19 protein-coding genes are annotated in these 16,134 nt (G+C 65.9%); 5 read left to right on the top strand and 14 right to left on the bottom strand.

Annotated features, from left to right (window positions below):
* Positions 1-108: 108 nt before the first annotated feature.
* Entirely contained in the window at positions 109-795 is a 687-nt protein-coding gene (locus HS045_RS29005) for a hypothetical protein (RefSeq protein ID WP_196454724.1), read from the bottom strand.
* 152 nt (positions 796-947) lie between these two features.
* Between HS045_RS29005 and HS045_RS29000 the strand changes: the two genes are divergently transcribed.
* Positions 948-1,178 (top strand): hypothetical protein, encoded by a 231-nt coding sequence (locus HS045_RS29000; RefSeq protein ID WP_196454722.1) that lies wholly within the window; start codon positions 948-950, stop codon positions 1,176-1,178.
* A 194-nt stretch (positions 1,179-1,372) separates the two neighbouring features.
* Here HS045_RS29000 and HS045_RS28995 read toward each other — a convergent pair whose 3' ends face one another.
* The 9 genes from HS045_RS28995 to HS045_RS28960 all read right to left on the bottom strand — a co-directional run bounded on the left by HS045_RS28995 (position 1,373) and on the right by HS045_RS28960 (position 7,278).
* Complete coding sequence (locus HS045_RS28995) at positions 1,373-2,569, bottom strand: site-specific integrase (RefSeq protein WP_196454721.1); 1,197 nt, start codon at positions 2,567-2,569, stop codon at positions 1,373-1,375.
* Positions 2,566-2,742: an AlpA family transcriptional regulator gene (locus HS045_RS28990; RefSeq protein ID WP_196454719.1), complete on the bottom strand. Its 177-nt coding sequence runs from the start codon at positions 2,740-2,742 to the stop codon at positions 2,566-2,568. Before HS045_RS28990 ends, HS045_RS28995 begins: the two co-directional genes overlap by 4 nt.
* A complete protein-coding gene (locus tag HS045_RS28985; protein WP_307827779.1) occupies positions 2,742-4,121 on the bottom strand; it encodes a replication initiator in 1,380 nt (459 codons plus the stop codon). The genes HS045_RS28990 and HS045_RS28985 overlap by 1 nt, the downstream gene beginning before the upstream one ends.
* Positions 4,122-4,218: 97 nt before the next feature.
* A complete protein-coding gene (locus HS045_RS35645; RefSeq protein ID WP_255531959.1) occupies positions 4,219-4,341 on the bottom strand; it encodes a hypothetical protein in 123 nt (40 codons plus the stop codon).
* A complete protein-coding gene (locus HS045_RS28980; RefSeq protein ID WP_184946890.1) occupies positions 4,338-4,508 on the bottom strand; it encodes a hypothetical protein in 171 nt (56 codons plus the stop codon). Before HS045_RS28980 ends, HS045_RS35645 begins: the two co-directional genes overlap by 4 nt.
* A gap of 16 nt (positions 4,509-4,524) precedes the next feature.
* Positions 4,525-4,881 (bottom strand): hypothetical protein, encoded by a 357-nt coding sequence (locus tag HS045_RS28975; RefSeq protein WP_196454717.1) that lies wholly within the window; start codon positions 4,879-4,881, stop codon positions 4,525-4,527.
* Between the two features lie 14 nt (positions 4,882-4,895).
* Positions 4,896-5,546 carry a DUF2637 domain-containing protein gene (locus tag HS045_RS28970; protein ID WP_196454715.1) on the bottom strand — a complete coding sequence of 217 codons (651 nt, stop codon included), beginning with the start codon at positions 5,544-5,546 and terminating at the stop codon, positions 4,896-4,898.
* 6 nt (positions 5,547-5,552) lie between these two features.
* On the bottom strand, positions 5,553-6,947 hold the full coding sequence (locus tag HS045_RS28965) for an FtsK/SpoIIIE domain-containing protein (protein WP_307827778.1): 1,395 nt from the start codon (positions 6,945-6,947) through the stop codon (positions 5,553-5,555).
* Positions 6,940-7,278, bottom strand: coding sequence for a hypothetical protein (locus HS045_RS28960; RefSeq protein WP_196454714.1), 339 nt, complete (start codon positions 7,276-7,278; stop codon positions 6,940-6,942). Before HS045_RS28960 ends, HS045_RS28965 begins: the two co-directional genes overlap by 8 nt.
* Positions 7,279-7,422: 144 nt before the next feature.
* On the opposite strand from HS045_RS28960, the gene HS045_RS28955 reads away from it, so the two are divergent.
* The gene (locus HS045_RS28955) at positions 7,423-7,821 is read left to right on the top strand and encodes a GntR family transcriptional regulator (RefSeq protein WP_196454712.1); all 399 of its coding nucleotides are present in this window, start codon (positions 7,423-7,425) and stop codon (positions 7,819-7,821) included.
* Between the two features lie 199 nt (positions 7,822-8,020).
* Here the strand turns inward: HS045_RS28955 and HS045_RS28950 are convergent, their stop codons facing one another.
* From HS045_RS28950 to HS045_RS28940, 3 genes are all read right to left on the bottom strand, one after another.
* Positions 8,021-9,238, bottom strand: coding sequence for a helix-turn-helix domain-containing protein (locus tag HS045_RS28950; RefSeq protein WP_196454710.1), 1,218 nt, complete (start codon positions 9,236-9,238; stop codon positions 8,021-8,023).
* Between the two features lie 251 nt (positions 9,239-9,489).
* A complete protein-coding gene (locus HS045_RS28945; RefSeq protein WP_196454708.1) occupies positions 9,490-9,786 on the bottom strand; it encodes a hypothetical protein in 297 nt (98 codons plus the stop codon).
* 6 nt (positions 9,787-9,792) lie between these two features.
* Positions 9,793-10,002, bottom strand: coding sequence for a hypothetical protein (locus tag HS045_RS28940; RefSeq protein ID WP_196454706.1), 210 nt, complete (start codon positions 10,000-10,002; stop codon positions 9,793-9,795).
* Between the two features lie 96 nt (positions 10,003-10,098).
* On the opposite strand from HS045_RS28940, the gene HS045_RS35030 reads away from it, so the two are divergent.
* Both HS045_RS35030 and HS045_RS28930 read left to right on the top strand, forming a co-directional pair.
* The gene (locus HS045_RS35030; RefSeq protein WP_196454704.1) at positions 10,099-10,335 is read left to right on the top strand and encodes a winged helix-turn-helix domain-containing protein; all 237 of its coding nucleotides are present in this window, start codon (positions 10,099-10,101) and stop codon (positions 10,333-10,335) included.
* Positions 10,336-10,409: 74 nt separating this feature from the next.
* Positions 10,410-10,931 (top strand): hypothetical protein, encoded by a 522-nt coding sequence (locus HS045_RS28930; protein WP_196454702.1) that lies wholly within the window; start codon positions 10,410-10,412, stop codon positions 10,929-10,931.
* Between the two features lie 296 nt (positions 10,932-11,227).
* Here HS045_RS28930 and HS045_RS28925 read toward each other — a convergent pair whose 3' ends face one another.
* A complete protein-coding gene (locus HS045_RS28925) occupies positions 11,228-12,907 on the bottom strand; it encodes an IS4 family transposase (RefSeq protein ID WP_196454701.1) in 1,680 nt (559 codons plus the stop codon).
* A 308-nt stretch (positions 12,908-13,215) separates the two neighbouring features.
* Between HS045_RS28925 and HS045_RS28920 the strand changes: the two genes are divergently transcribed.
* Entirely contained in the window at positions 13,216-15,711 is a 2,496-nt protein-coding gene (locus HS045_RS28920; RefSeq protein WP_196454699.1) for a hypothetical protein, read from the top strand.
* Positions 15,712-16,134 lie beyond the last annotated feature (423 nt).

The following is a 16,134-nucleotide window of genomic DNA, read 5'->3' as shown; positions in this document are numbered from 1 at the left end:
GGGGATCGGGGGCTGTACGTTCTCACTCACGGTTTCGTCTCCTGTGTACGCAGGGGATGGGATCGAGGCCCCGGGCCGGTGTGTCACCACCGGCCCGGGGCCGTACTGCTATTCGGGGCTGGACACCTGGCCGCGGGCCAGCGCGACCATCCGCAGGAGGTGGCGGGCGTGCTGCTCCGCCTCGGCGAGCGTCAGCCGGAACGAGGTGTCGTCCCCGACGCCGACGCACACCCGCGCCTCCGCCTCCCGGTAGTGCTGAATGAGGTCGACGCGCGCCGAGACCGGCCGGAAGGCCGGGCTGTCCTGCGTCCCGCAGTTCTCGAAGTCGTGGGTCGTCAGGTCCACGCCGAGGATCTCGCTGGAGTGCTGGCGGTCCTCGGGGCAGTCCATGGCGTGGTGCCGGGCGATGCACCACGCGGGGCACGGGCCGGTCAACCAGGTGGGCGGGTTCTCGACCCCGTCCCGCTCCCACTTGTGGGCGTCGCACTCGACCACGTCGCGGTCGAGGAGCTTGCCAATCGGCTTCAGGATCTCGCCGGCGGCACCGCACGTGATGCAGGCGCGGCCGTTGAGCTGGGCGGGCGTGAGGGAGTCGAGCAGGGCGTGCAGGTCGACGGCCGCGGGCGGCTCCGGCGTGGTGGCGCACGAGGCGCAGGCGAACACCTGGCAGCCGTCGACGCGTCCGACCGGGGTCATGGGGGTGTCGTCGCGTCCGCAGCGGACGCAGGCGATGCCGTCGAGCTGGTCGGCGGAGAGGGTGGCAGCCTCGGCGAGGAGGCGCGAACCGTTGAACATGTGCGTCTTCTTCCGTCGTGCGGAGGAAGGACCGCGGCGGGTCAGGTGCTCGAACGTCGAGCATGCCCGCTATCGAGTTGCGATCCTTTGTTGCGATAGACGCTAGCGGTCAAGCATGGATTGCGCAAGAGACTTGCGATACCGTGTTGCGTATGACAGTGAATGACCCGCTTGACGCCCTAGACGCGAGCACACGCCGATACCGCGAGACCGAAGCAGAGCATGAGAAATCCCGCACAGCCGTGATCGCTGACGTGGTCGCCGCACTCAAGGCCGGCCAGAGACCGACCGACGTCGTGAAGCACTCACCGTTCACAGATGCGTACGTGCGACGCCTTGCCCGGGAACACGGGATCGAGGCCAAGCCCCGCGGCGCGAAGTAGATCGAGGTCTGTTCCGTCTCTGTTCCGGACGACACCGGCCAGGGGCGACTAACGATCACTAATGTTGACCGATGAAATGCCTGGTCAGAGCGTATGCCGGGGGAGTCGCTGCAGGTCACAAACTCGCAGGTGGCAGAACCCGGCCTACAGGCCGACTCGTCCGCCCCACCCGCCCCCGACCTGCGGCGGAACCCTCACCCGGGAAGATCGAAACCCTGAGAGGGCACATCGGAGGCACATCCGGCGGACCCGAGCGCCGAGGCGAACGCGTTGTCCAGCGCCGTCCGCGCCCGCTCGGAGGCCTCCGGGACCAGATGCCCGTACAGGTCCACGGTCGTCGTGATGGACTCGTGCCCGAGCCACCTGGACACCTCGGAGATCGGCACGCCCTCGGCCAGCGCCGTGCTGGCGAAGGTGTGCCGCAGATCGTGGAACGTCATGTCCGCCGGCACCCCGGCCGCGAGGATCGCGGGCCGCAGGACGTCGGCGTTGAAGTAGTCGCGCCGGATCAGATTGCCGCGCGTCGTCCGGAACAGCACGTCCTCGGGTTCGCACCGGTCGATGTGCTCGGCCAGCGCGTCGGCGAGAACGGCCGGCACCGGGACGTCGCGGACGGAGGCCCGCGTCTTCGGCGGGGCCAGCACCGGACGCCGGTCGATCACCACGACCTGCTGGTCCACCGTCAGCATGCCCTCGGCGAAGTCGATCCGGTCGACGGCCAGGCCGAGGGCCTCACCCTGCCGGAGACCGGCCGCGGCCCCCAGGAGGACCAGCGGCGCGTACTCGGGCCGCATGGCCCGATAGAGCGCGATCACCTCGGCGGGGGACAGGAGCCGGATCGTGGTCTTGTCCGGCTCCGGCAAGCGGATGTCGACGCAGGGGGAACGGCGGATCATGCCGTCCCGTACGGCCCCGCGCATGATGCTGGAGAAGATCACATAGACGGTCTCGACCGTACGCGGCGCCAGGCCCTTCACGTGGAGGTCCTTCACCCACCGCTGCACGGCGGTGGGCCGTATGGAGATCAGCGGGACCAGGCCGAAGACCGGATTGATGTGGTTCTTCAGGTGCCCGGCGTAGGTCATCGCGGTCCCGGGCTTGTGCAGCCGCGACGCCATCCACGTCTGCGCGTACACCTGGAACCTGGTCTGCCCGAGCTTGGGGTCGATCCACTCGCCGCGCGGCTCGTCGGCCCGGCGCGTCACGTCGAAGCGGTCGGCGTCGGCCTTCCGCTCGAAGTTGCGCTTGAGCTGCTGACCCTTCTCGTCGCGGTAGCGGACCTGCCAGCGTGCTCCCTGGCCGTGCTTGGCGGTCGGCACGCGCTTGTGCTCGGAGCACTTCGCCTCTCCGGGTTCGGGGCGGGACTTGTGCCACCGGTCGTAGACGGTCATGTCTGCTCCCGGACCCAGGCGTACACGTCCTCGGGGAGGTAACGCAGGTACTTGCCGATCCGGCGGCCGGGCGGGCCGATCCGCTTGCAGCGCCACTGGTAGAGGGTCCCGACCGGCACGCCGAGGTACTCGGCGACCTCCTCCACCGTCCAGAGCCGGTTCATCGTCTTCATCACCGGCCTCCGGGATCAGCCAGGGCGACACCGGCCAGGGGGACGCCGGTCAGCGCGGCGGCGAGGAGAGCGTCACCGAGCGAGTAGCCCTGTCCGGCGTACTCCCATTCGGCGATGACGAGGACGGTGTCCTCCTCGAAGAGGGGAAGCCGCCCGGTGCTGACGGCTTCGGCCCGCATGTGCTCGGCGCGTTCCTCGCGGATCGCACCGAAGGTGGTGGAGTAGCGGCGGGACTTGGTGGAGAAATGGCCGCGGAAGCCCAGCATGTGCGCCCACTGGGTCAGCCGTAGCTCGGCCAGGCCGTCGAGGGCGCCCAGGCGGAAGCACTCGGCGATGAGCCGCCGGGCGTGCTCCCGCAGCGGCAGCGCGTCCAGGTCGTCGAGCGGGCTCACGCGCCGGTCGAGGGTGCCGACGCACTCGGCGGCCTTGGTGGCGTACTTGGCGATGTAGCCGGCCACCGCCTGATCGGTCAGCTCCCCACCCATCGTGATCGGGCGGACGTCGAGCTGAGTGCCCCAGCGCAGCACCCGCGCCGGTTCACCCTCGGCGGCCGGGGCGGTGACGGCCACGGCCGAGACGGCATGCCGTACGGCGTCCGCCAGGGCGTCGGCGGTCGCCCAGGACGGAGGCGAGGCGGTGGGTCCGTCGGGGCCGTCGAGGCGGATGACGGCGTGGAAGTGCACGACGCCGCGCCGCTGGTACTCGGCGACCTTGGCGAAGGACACCGTCACTTGCTCGCGTAGCTCCCGCTGGGTCAGGCCCGCGGTCTTGGCCAGGCGGCGGCGCAGGGCCAGAGTGAAGCGCCGCCACAGCTCCGGGGACAGGGCGTTGAACAGCACGCTGCCCGCGTAGTCGTAGCAGTCGGGGCAGAGCGGTTCGCCGAGGCAGGTCTCTTCGGAGCCGTGGCGGGCGGTGCAGGACATGACCCGCCCGTGCGGGCAGGTGGCGGCGTCGCGGCGGGCGTGGCAGGGCAGGACCTTCCCGTTCTTCTCCCTGCGGGTGTGGACGACACCGAAGGACGGGGCGGTGAGAGTGACGAACAGGCACGGGTGGCCGGTCACGGTCTCCGGGACGCCCTTGCCGCCGGCCAGGCCCGCACGGATCAGTTGGTAGGTGTCGGCGCGGTAGACCTCGGCGCAGGCCGGGCAGCGCGAGGCCCGCCGGGTCTTGCACGGGACACGGAGCACGCCGCCCGGTTCGGCGCGGGTGCTGTAGCGGTGGAGCAGCTCACCTGTGGCCGGGTCGATGTGGTCGACCTTGCCGCGCAGGTGGATCGGCTGTCGGCAGCCGCCCGTAGCGCGGACCTGGGAGGCCCAGCGGGCATAGTGGGGATCGTTGAGCCGGGAGACCATCCCGGCTACGGCGTGCGGGTGGGGCAAGATGGGTTCCGTCCTATCCAGAGGTGATCTGTGAGGGATGGCCCCCGGCCTGGCGCGGAACTTGGCGGTTGTGCGGCCAGGCGGGGGGCGCTCACGGCTATGCGCCGTGGTCGTCGATTCCGGTCCCGTGGCAGTCGGGGCAGGTCTCGCCGTCTCCGGTGACACCGGTCCCGTTGCAGGTGCCGCAGCGGCAGCGGACCACCGGGAGGAGTTCGGTCATCGCGCGCCTCTGATCTCGCGCGGGATGATGTTGACGAAGACCCGGTAGTTCCGGGGGCGGGTGCGGTCGGGGTAGGCCCGCGAGACCGAGGTCACGGTGAAGATCTCGCGGAGGCGGAACATGCTGTAGGTGATCTCGGCGTGGGTGCCGTCGAGGCGGATGCGCATGGTGGTTGTCCTTCGGTCAGGCAACGTGTGCCGGGTCGGAATCAGGGGTGACGCAGCCGTGGTAGCTGCTGAGGTCGCCGTACCGGGCGCGGGCGTCGGAGAGGATCGCGGCGATCTCGTAACGGAGCGGCCCGAAGGGCAGAGTGATCATGTAGTGGCCGTACGGCAGGGGCTCCGGGTCGATCTGGGCGCCGCACAGGCCGGCGATCCGGTCGACCTCCGCGCGCATCTCGGCGTCGGTCGTCTGCTTCGGGAAGTAGGTGATCGGAGTCGACTGGCGAGGGACGGGGATGCCGGGATGGGCCTCGATGAAGTCGGCCAGGTCCCGCAGGCCGGTGATGAACGCCGCGCGGCGTGTCGGGTCGGTGGACATGGGTGCGGTTCCTTTCACAGGGCGTCCGGCACGGTCCGCAGGTGGCGGAGCAGATCGGAGGCGAGTTGGTCGGACACGCCCAGGCGGGCGCGCAGGAGGTCACGGGTGATCGGCTTTCCGTGCTTGGCGTGGTGCTCGTCGACGATCCGCCGGGCGTAGTCGAGGAGGGCCGGGGCCGGCCCCGGAGCGTCGGCCTGGTGGTCGTCGGCGGCCGGGGCGATGGCCGGGACCGAGGGCGCCGCAGCGGTCATCGGTGCCGGTTCCGGCGACGGGTGAGGACTGGGAGCGGCGGCCCGCCGTTCCAGCATGGAGACGGCCACCAGGAACGCCACCGCGGGGGTTCCGGCGGTCAGCCAGCCCCACACCGAGGGTTCGGCCTGGTGGAGGTTGGCGGCCAGGGACAGCACGATCCCGGCGACGAGGACGAAGGTCGGCCAGGAGAGCGGGCCGGTCCGCTCGCGTCCGGTCTTCTTGTCGCGCTGTCGTTCGCGGGCGGCCATGACGCAGGTGAGATCGACGCACACGGCCACGGCCCAGGCCATCCAGCCCGTCTGTCCGTGCTCTACGGCGGTCTGGCGGATGTGGGAGAAGGAGCCGGCTCCGGCGATGAGCGCCAGGACGAGGACGAGACCGGAGTCCAGCAGCCAGGAGGCGAGGCGTCGCATGCTCTGTCAGCCCTTCCGGGGTTCCGGGACGACGGCGGCGGGGGTGAGGAACTGGGCAAGGTCGTCATCGGTCATCTCGACGGGATCGGCGCCGCTGGTGATCTCCTCCCAGGAGGGGGTCAGGTCCGCGTACATCTGAGCGGCGTGTTCGGCCGCGTGCTCGGAGACGTAGAAGGAGCGCGCGCGATACCACTGGCCGTCCTGACCGGCCACGATCGCCACCCCGGGCGTCTCGGCGGGGATCGCCCGAGCGGAGACCAGCGCGGCCGGGTCGAGATCGCCCAGCGTCATGGTCGCGGTCTCCGGATCGTTGACCCGGTGGCAGATTCGCCCCGAGCACTGCGCACGGAGTGCCGTGACGCCGGGGCCGAGATCGGAGCCGATCCGCTGACCGCAGCAGAACAGGTAGATCCCGAAGGCCCGCCCGAGCTGCGCCACCCGCAGCAGCGCCGTCGAGGTCTTGGCGATCTCGTCCTTCTCGCTCTTGTCGGCCATCAGGTACAGCTCGGCCAGCTCGTCGACCAGGACCACGACCGGTACCGGGCGCAGGTCCGGCGGGAGCTGCCAGATGTTGCGGGCGCCGGCCGTACGGCATGCGGTCATCCGATCGGCCATCAGACCCACCAGGTCGTCCAGCAGGCCGACGCACTCGGCGCGAGACGTGGCCAGCGCCGACAGCCGGGGCGCGTACGGGGTGAACTCCACGCCGCCCTTGAGGTCGAAGCCGACCAGGGCGATCGGCTGCGCGGCCAAGCCGACGATGAGCGCGTTGGCGAGGTTCGACTTCCCGGATTGCGTCGCCCCGGCGTTCAGCCAGTGCGGGACCGTGCGGAAGTCGATGACCCACGGGCGGCCGGTCTCCAGCCGTCCCACGGTGACCTTCAGCAGCTCGCCGGAGGGCGGGATCTCGTCGACCCGCACCAGCGGATCCCGCATGGTCGCGGCCAGCACCACCCGGCCGGGCCGGGGCGAGGAGACCCGTACGGCGTGCACCCGCCAGGAGTGCGCGAGCTGTTCGGCCGCTTGGCGGTAGTCGTCGGGTGTCTGCCCTTCCAGGGTGTGGAGCGTGACGCGCCAGCCGTACCGGGTCGGCAGGGGCAGCCACATCCACGGCTTGGTGTCGACCGCGATCCGCTGGAAACGCCGCTTGACCTTCACGACGCCGGTCGAGGAGACCAGGCCGGGGACGGTGGTGAACCAGAAGCGCTGCCGCTTCTTGGTGAGCCCGCAGCCGAGGGCGACCTTCCGCCAGGTGGCCCGGACACTGATCGCCATGAGCGGGTAGCCGACCACCAGCCAGAACGACCGGTAGTGCCAGCGCCGCCAGGCCCACAGGCCGACCACGGTGACGGCCAGGACCACGAGGACGTCGAGGAGCGCCAGGAGGAAGCGATCAGACACCGCGCACCTCCGCCGCGGCGGCGGGCAGCAGGGCCGACGCCCGGTAGGCGATGCCCCAGCGGCCGGACAGCTCCCAGACGTACCCCACCAGGCCGACCGGGTTGACCTGATCACCGGGGCTGACCGGGGGCTCTCCGACGACGCTGACCTTGACCAGCTCGATCTTGCCGAAGGCGTCCTCCACCGAGCACAGGACCTCGTAAACCGTCTGGCCGCTGGCCTTGTCGGTCTTGATCTCGCCCGTGTCCCGGTTGATGACGCGGGGGCAGGGTGCCTTGACGCAGATGAACTGGAGCCGGGCGACGTCGACGGGGATGGGGATGTTGCGCATGAGGGTGTACCTCCAGAGAGTGATTGTTCTGCGTATCAAGATACCTAGGTATCTAGAAATGTAAACCGACACAGCTAGGTTGCCTCCGTGTTTCGTTACGGCTTGCCCAGAGACCTAGATGCCTAGAACGGCTACTGTGGAGTCATGGGCACCACCGACCGGCGACGGCCTTACCTGCGTATCGCCGACGACATCCGCCGTGAGATAGCCGCCGGCCGGTACGCGGTCGGGGAACAGCTCCCCGTGGCCCGGGAACTCGCCGACAAGTACGGCGTCGCCATGATGACCATCGGCAACGCGCTCGCCGTCCTGCGCGACGAAGGACTGATCGAGACCCGCCAGGGGTCCGGCAGCTTCGTGCTGCGCACGCCCGACGCGGAGACCCCGCGCCCCGCCGTCACCGCAGGTCCGGACGAGGAGCACAGCGAGGAGTTCCTTCTCATCTCCCAGCAGCTCCAGGAGATCCGCGAGCACGTGAAGAAGTTGAGCTTCAGGCTGGACGAGCTAGACGCCCGGACTCGTCCAGATCGACCCGAGCAGTGATCACGAGCGCCCGCCGTTGAAGCTCGGCAAGCTCGGTCGCGATCTCCGCCAGTTCGCGTAGCAGGATCTGCCGTTCGATCTCGTTGAGACCCACGAGTAGTGCCCCATTCATTCGCTTAGGCAGGCCGCGAGCACGACCTGTGGAACCTTCATGGATGGGGAGAGCCAGAGCGCGGACAGGCTCACCGATGAGCTTTGGTCAGGGCAGCCGCATCGCCTGGGCGAGGCCGGCGACCTCACGCTGACGACGATGCTTGCCGCTGTCGCGCAGGTCACGCACGATGTTGCGGACCAGCGGGCGGTTGCGGACGTGCTGAGGAGCGATGCGATCCGCGCGCAGCAGCGCCTCCACAGCCTCGTTGTCCTTGCGGTTCATGTGGTAGCCCGCCGCGGTGCAGGTCCAGTAGTGCGCCTGCCTCTCCGACGAGGCGATCTGCGCGATCTCCACCTGCTCCGCCCGCGTGATCACATCCCGGGGACGCCCCAGCTCCATGCTGACCTCGACCGCGTGAATCGTCGTGTTGACGCGGTTGAACTGGGTCTGGAAGGCGTTGCCGTTCGCCGGCAGGCGCTCGGCGATCTGCCACGCCTCGGCCAGGTGGCTTTCCGCCTCGGTCTGGTCCCACAGTCGCGAGTAGGCGACGGCCGCCCGCAGGTGCAGCGCTCCCCACAGCGCCCGGATCGTGTCGTCACCCGTCCCCACGTACGGCTCAAGCTGATCGAGCGCCGACAGCGCCGCGTTCTTCGCCGGGTCGAGCGCCGCCTCATGGAGCCAGACGCCGCACAGGTCCCAGGACGCGGCGGCGACGAGTTCGGGAGCGCCGACCTGCTGCGCGGCGACGAGCTCCCGCTGTACCGCCGTCCACCCGAGGTCGTGGTGACCGAGGAGGTTGGAGGAGACGCGCGCCATGTGGCAAGCCCGCAGCATCAACGCCTCCGCCCGGTCCCGGTCGGCCGTCCCACCCGAGGTGATGAGCAGCAGGTCCGTGATGATGCTCGGCAGCACCTCACCGAGGGCGGTGAACTTGGCGTCCTGGCGGAGCTGCTCGGCCAGCCGCACGTTCGCCTCCAGCTCGGCCAGGCCCCGCGGTTCCCGGTTGCCCAGGAGCGCGGCCCCGCCCGGCATGGTCGCCTGCTGGAGCGCAAGGCGCAGACCGGGGACCGCCGAGTGCCCGGAGTCGAGGTCGTTGGTCTCGTGTCGGTACGGCTGACCGGTGAGCTCGGCCATCTCCACCCCGAGCGCTTCGGCGAGCTGGCCGACGACGCTCATCCGGTCCAGCGGCAGTCGGCCGTTCTCCACCTTCGACAGCCAGGAGACCGAACGGCCGATCTTCTCCGCGAGGGTGGCCTGATCCCAGCCCTTGCGGTGACGGGCCCGCGCGATCCGCTGGCCCATCGTCATCTGTTCGGTAGCCACGTTCACCCTCCCTGTCGTCGCTTGCCTCGACGATAAGCCGGGTGATCCGCACCACTGGCAGAAAAACTGCCAGTGGGCAAACGCCTGTAGCCGCAGGTCGGTCGTGACCTGCGGAAATAGACGATGATGAAGTTGTCCGCGATTGCACGCGACATGTTCAACGTGCCGTGTCGCGCATTCCGGTTACTGGATCGGTCAGAACATATCCGCTATTTCCATCTCCTCTCAATTCCGGGTGAATCCGAAGGCGGTCATCGGGCCTGTCCGAGGAGGAGCCGCAGCCACAGGCGCTCGGCGTCCCGGATGCGCAGCCACTCGCTCTCATGCACGACCACGCCGTCCGAGCGGTACGTCCGGCGGATGAACGCCAGGCCCCCGCCGAGGCAGAACTCATAGCTGACCGTGTGGTTCGGGCAGGTGTGTTCGCGGATGCGGACCCTGTCCGCGCGGGGAGTCGCCGGCCTCCAGGTCATGCGCTCGTAGGTGGCTTGCAGCGGCGCCAGGTGGAGGGTGTGGTAGCTCTCCGCGGTTCGGCCCTGGTCGCTCACGGCCGCCTACCGCAGATCCTCTTGCACCTGGAGGAGCTGGACGAAGTCCGCCAGGTCGTCGGCGCAGACCGTGCGCTGAAGGCCGGCGTCGATCTGCTGGTCTGTGAGCGTCTCGCCGCGCCGGGTGGCGTAGAAGGCGCCCGCGTCGCTGCGGAACACCGACCAGGCGGGGAAGACCGCGCGGAGTGCGTCGAGGTCGTAGGTCACCGGGGTCATGATCTGACCGTAGGTCAACCTGTCCTATCCTGTCTACACCATTCCTAGGAATTGCTGTTCTATGTTCGTAGGTAGGGGCACACCTAGAGTCGTCCTGTGATCGAATGGGACCCCAGGCTCTACAAGTGGGAGCAGATAGCGAACGTCGTCGCCGAGCGGATCAAGGACGGCACCTACCCGCCCCTGACGCTGATCTCCGAGGTGAAGCTTCAGGAGGAGTTCGACGTTGCCCGGGTCACCGTTCGCAAGGCGATGGAGGCCCTGCGCGAGCAAGGGCTGATCACGACCAAGCCCGGCAAGGGATCGATCGTCAGCCCTGCCGACCACTCGTGATCGGGTAAGAGGACGCGCATGTTCGCCTGACACCCGTCCGAAAGCGTCAGTCCATGATCGTACGATCACCGTCCATGACTGACGCCCGGACCGTATCGTTCGATCTATATGTCCACTATCACCAGGCGTACCTTGTCGACGACACCGACGACGCCATGGGCCCGGACGGCATACCCGCCGATCACCCGGCGCATCCCGTCGGGATCATCCGCGTGGACGACGGCGGTGCCTTCCTGATCACAGGCCTGCACACAGGCACGGTCGGCTTCTCGGTGACCGTGGTCGACCATGATCCGGGAGCCGACATCGACGGGTACGAGGACATCGTGGAGATCAGCTTCAAGTCCGAGGCCGGACAACTCTCCCTGCATGAGTGGGGCGGTGGGGACTTCCACGAACTCCCCGAACTGCCTGCGGGACCAGGCTGGTACCGGTTGCGCTACCACGCCCGGAACATGGACGAGGCCGCGGAGGTGGACACCTCATGCGAGATCATTGACCGCTATCTCCTGCAGGTCTGGCCTCAGGATGAGTCCACGCCACGTGTCGTCAAGAGCGCGAGCGGATGCCTCGCTTACTGGCGTAGGCCACGCTGAGGTCCAAGAGTTCCCAACTGCCCGATGACGGACCCACTCGGGCTCGTCCGCATGGGTGACTACTACCGCTCTCCTCGCCGAATGAGACGATCTCTAAGTCGGCGGCCTCACGCGACCAGCCGAGCCGCCAGGTTGAAGAGCACACTTCCCGTATCTCGCAGCAGTCCAGCAGGCAGAAGCCACACCAGAAGAGGCACCCGACCAATCAAGATCATCAATAGTCGCGAACTGCGGATGAGAACTTTCTCTACGTCTTCAAGGGCCAAGGCCGCGTAGTTAGGGATGCGGAGTCCGCGTCAAGGTAGGGCGTAGATACCGTGGCCGATCTTTCGGACCAGGCCCTGGCGTGCCCACTGCGCCATCTGGACGCAGAAGCTGTGCAAGTCAGGGACATCGAGGAATTGCCCGATCTCGCGGGCGTGCCAGGAACGGCCGGGCTGGGCTCGCATCAGCGCGAGCGCGTGCTGCTTGCGGCTGATACGGGCCGAGACGGTGGGTTTGCTGCGGCGTGTGACCGGGACGGGCCGGGTGGTGTCGGCCAAGTGCCGATCCAGCGCCCAAGACCGCAGTGGGCCGGGCTGGGTGACCGGTGGCGCGGTGCGCCCCGGGTGGATACGGATATGAAGATCGGTGATGGTCACACTGCCCGGTGGCCGATCGTCGGCGCGGTGGGTGTGATAGCGCGAGATCGGGGATTTGACCTTGCGGATGCTCAGCCTCCGGCGGCGCGCGGGCAGCAGATCGGCCAGGACCGCGCGGCCGATCTCGCCGAGCAGGTCGATCCGGTCGGTCTCGGGCAGGACCCGGCAGGCGGTGATGAGCTGCTCGCGTGCCCGCTCCAGGGCGGTGGTGAAGCAGGCCCGGTCGGGATCGGTGCCGGGACGGCTCTCCACCGCCTCGGTCATCACCCGGCGCAATGCCTGGTAGAGGGTCAGGGCGGCCCACATCTCCTGCTCGACCCCGGCCGGGTCTCCCGAGCGCAGAACGGCTCCGGTCAACAAGGTGTGGCGCAGCGCCAGGTAGGCCGATTCGATCTCCCAGCGTTCGTGGTAGAGCCGCATCAGCTGTCCGGCCGGGTCGGTGCGGTGGTCGGTCAAGGTGGTGACCAGGCGGTAGCGGCCCTGCAGGCGGCGGCCGTCGGCCAAGGTGGCGACCACGTCGGCGTCGATGATGCGCACCTTCACCCCGGCCAGTATCGACAGGAACGAGCCGTCGGGCAGGGCGGCCATCACCGGTGGGCGGCGGCTGGCGCGGATGCGGACCAGTAGGTGGGCGCCGGTGGCAGTGACCTGGCGCAGGAAGGCATCGGCGTCGAAGGCGCGGTCGGCCAGAACCAGCATGTCGGAGCGCAGATGGGCCAGCAGGCGCAGCGCGTAGGCGTTCTCGCCGTCGGCGGGGGCGCCGAAGGCGGCGCCGATCAGGGCGCGGGTGCCGGTCTCGACGAGTGTCATGAGCATCAGCATCGGATAGCCCGCCCAGGCTTGGCGGTAGCAGGCCCGGCCGTAGTGGTCGCGGTTGCGGGTCGTGTCGGGGACCTTCAACGAGCTGCAGCCGTCGAAGGCGACGGTGCGCCAGCGGCGGTAGCGCGCGCCGGGAGTGTGCGGTTGGGCGATCGGTCCGGCCAGTACGTCGAACAATGCCTTGATCGGGGCGGCTCCCACGCGGCGGCGCAGGTCGCGCAGGGCCTTGTCGGAGGGGGTGGGCAGGGCCAGTCCGTGGAGGCCGGCGACGAGTTTGCCCCAGACCCGCACGTATCCCAAGCGCGGGAACAGGGTGAGCGCGAGCACGAAGTACACGCCGACGCGTGAGGGGAGGTCTCGTAGCCGGCGTTGGGTGGCTTTGCTGTCGGCCAGGACCGCATCGACGAGCTCGAACGGGATCTGCTGGGTCAGTTCGCCCAGGTGGCCGGGGGCGTAGATGCCGTCGGCGGTCGTGATGGCATGGGTAACGGTGATCGTGGCAGACTGGCGACTCAACGGGACCTCTGGAAACGGGACGATCTTGGCGGATTGCCCTGATCTATCAGAGGTCCCGTTACCGTGTCAGCCCTTGATCTTCACGACTGTGAGTGCCTTGACAGCGCTCGCGAAGCGTTAACTACGCGGCCTTGCTTCAAGGGCAGCCCGCCTGCGGCGGCCTGCCGCGCGTTGGGCGGTCGCTGGCCGCGCTGCGGCTCTCCGGCCGGTCGCGGCCAGCACCACCCCCGCGCTCAGGACTCAGAGCAGCTGTAACGGAGAAAGTCCATTAGCCGATCCCTATAGTGCAGCCTACGGGAGGTTGGCAAGTGGCCGAAAGCGATGAAGAGCTTGATAGACAGCACTTTTTCACGAAGATTGACGGCTGCCTAAACGATCGACGTATCGCGACATATTTCGAACGGGACCTCGCAGACCGAACCGCCGTTCGAGATCACCCAACCTGGCCCACTGCATTCTCGCGCGCCAAGCGGCTTGAATCTTATCAAAAGTATGATCAGGCCCGAACTCAAAGTCGGCAGCTGGACGCAGCATTTAAACGGCTTTTCGACGAAAATACGATTAACGGCAGAACTGGACTCATCGTTCTGTTGACGATAGTTTCGATCCTAATTCTAGTGAGCGAACTTTTTCAAAGCGATGGACTTCTGGCGATCCTCTCTCTACTTCTTAGTTGGGGTGCCCTATTTCTTGGTATGCGACATCTACATGACGCAATCAACGAACGCGGAGGCAAGCGAGCGAAGGCAATCGTAATATCCGGACTTCTCACGGCATGCGGGCCATTGTTTCTCGGGGCAGCGTTCCTGTATCTAAATGTTGAGTGGCGGCCTTGGAAAACTCTAATAATCCTATCCCTAGCTTGCCTTTCTGGATACTCTCTCAGAAAACCCGAAGCAATGGCCCAAGCAATAAAGGCATTTAGCATCTTTGCCGTGATGGGTCGTCAAATCGGAGCAGATGCCAAAGTGGATAGCGCGCGGCAGGAGTGGCTCGCGAGTCTTGGATACAAGGTCATTATTCCACACGCGACGTATATAATTAACTCGCAGCTCGGGAATGACTATCAAAAATTCCTGGTAGAGCAAGATTCGACTGGCTTGCGAAAGCTGTATGATCCACAACTCACCATCCCTACGGACGCTGTGGATAGCATAGAGCGCGCGATTCGGAGATTAGATGGCGGCAGCATCGCCATTGCTGGCCCGCGCGGGGCTGGCAAGTCGACACTGCTACGGACCTTATCGCTGTCTCAGAACGACATGCTTGTTCATATAAATGCCCCGGCGGAGTATATGCCGAAGGAGTTTCTCGGCGATCTCTTGAATCGATACTGCCGCACATATCTGGATCTCAACGGTTGGTCCGCTGGTCCAACGCTTGAGCCCAATTTTGCGACGAAAAAGAGAGCTTTTCGAATATTCCGGGATACTACAGCTGCAACTATTCGTTCATTGCTGGCGATTGGCCTGGCTGTGTTCATCCTCTGGTCACTGGTAGCCGATTGGAGTGTGGTGGTCAATACAATAAATACCACTTCAACGGTGTGGAGTCGCCAAATCGTAGAGCATGTTCAGATATGGTGGCGCGAGTATCCGACACTGTTTAAGGTGGCACTAGGAATTTTAGTATTCTTCCTATGGCCGGGGAAGCATAAATGGAGGTCACTTAAGTGGAACACAGAACCAGAGCTTGTATTGCAGGCAAGACGTATACTCTATCGGCTCCAAATAGATAGGACAATTACGCGAGGCTCTACCGCCGGACTGTCTGCCCCGTTCGGAATCAGTGCTGGCCTGAACGCTGGTAGCTCCCTGAAGCATATTCCCTGGAGCCTTCCTGAGCTGGTGCATAGTATCCGAGGCTTTATAGAAGCCACAGCCGCAGAGATTCGCCAATCGGACGGCAAGGTACTTATATGTATTGACGAGATCGACCGCATCGGTTCCATCGAAAAGGCAGAGAGATTCATCAGTGAGATAAAGGCTATCTTCGGTATTGAAAACTGCTACTTCTTGGTTTCGGTTGCGGAAGATGTGGGATCTATATTTGGACGTCGTGCCCTTTCCTCGAAATCAGTCTTTGAGACGGCCTTTGATGAAGTCATCTTGATTGAACCTCTTACTCTAGAGGAATCAAGGGATCTTCTATTGCGGCGCGTCTTGGGCGTTGCGGATCCCTTCGTGTACTTGATCCATTCGGTATCCGGGGGTGTTCCGAGGGAGATTCTCCGGTCAACGCGTAGGCTTGTTGAACTCAACGAGAGGCTCAGAGGGGTTGAGGATAGAGCTCCCAAGCTAGAAAACCTTGCCACTGCGCTGATACTTGAAGAGCTTGTTGAGGTTCTGAAAGGTGCTCGTGACTATCTTTCTCGTTCGCTCCCGCTTAATGGGACCAATGGATTCGCTCTCGATTTGATGAGAATATCTATACGTTCTATTCGTGCGGAATCGTCTTTCATTGCCCCGCGGCGCGCTCTAGAAATTATTGAACCCTTGGTAAGTATCAGTATTCTCGCTGGCCATGAGACTGGACAGCCCATGCCCGAGCCCTCAGGCGAAGCCCTTGAGGCAAGCATGACATTTTCTCGAGTTGCGGTTTTCTCCTACTTTGCTCTAACGGTCGTTCAAGTGTTTTCCGACGATCACTTCGATATCGGCATGGCTCATGCTGAAAGTCGAGCCAACTCGCTCCTGTCATTCGAGGAATTAGCTGCAGTTCGTAGAGAGGTTGGCCTTGCTCACGAAAGCAGCCTAGTGGCTCTTGAGCGTTTTAGGCAGAAATGGGGGCTTCTGAGCCTCTGACAGGAAGAGGCGCTGCAGCCATCTGGTGTACGGTGCTCTGCCCTTGAGTGGCCTTAAGCAGGCATCGTCGCCTCACCTGGACAGCTCTGGACGATCGTGTCCTCGCGGATCAGAAGGCGGCGTGGTGGCTGAAGCCGTGACGATCGCGGACTTCGGTGCCCGTCGTACGGGCTGGGGCGATCGCCGGCAAGGCCCTCCTCCGTCGGACCTTGCCACCGAGTGACCATGGCTGAGGTGACAGAAGCGCTGACAGCAACGTCCCACACCCGGACATCCGTGCCACCGTTAACATGCGCCTGACCGCGCCCGCCATTAGCTGAGCAGGGTGAATGCGTCGCCTGAAGAGCGGGAAGGTCAGCAGCTCGACCGGATCGCTGGCATCGGGCGGACGAGGAGGAACGCTGACGAGGCGGTCTGCTGTAC

Origin of the sequence: Planomonospora sp. ID82291, assembly GCF_015711645.1 — a bacterium.
Lineage (GTDB): Bacteria > Actinomycetota > Actinomycetes > Streptosporangiales > Streptosporangiaceae > Planomonospora.
This window is presented reverse-complemented; position numbering and strand designations above follow the sequence as displayed.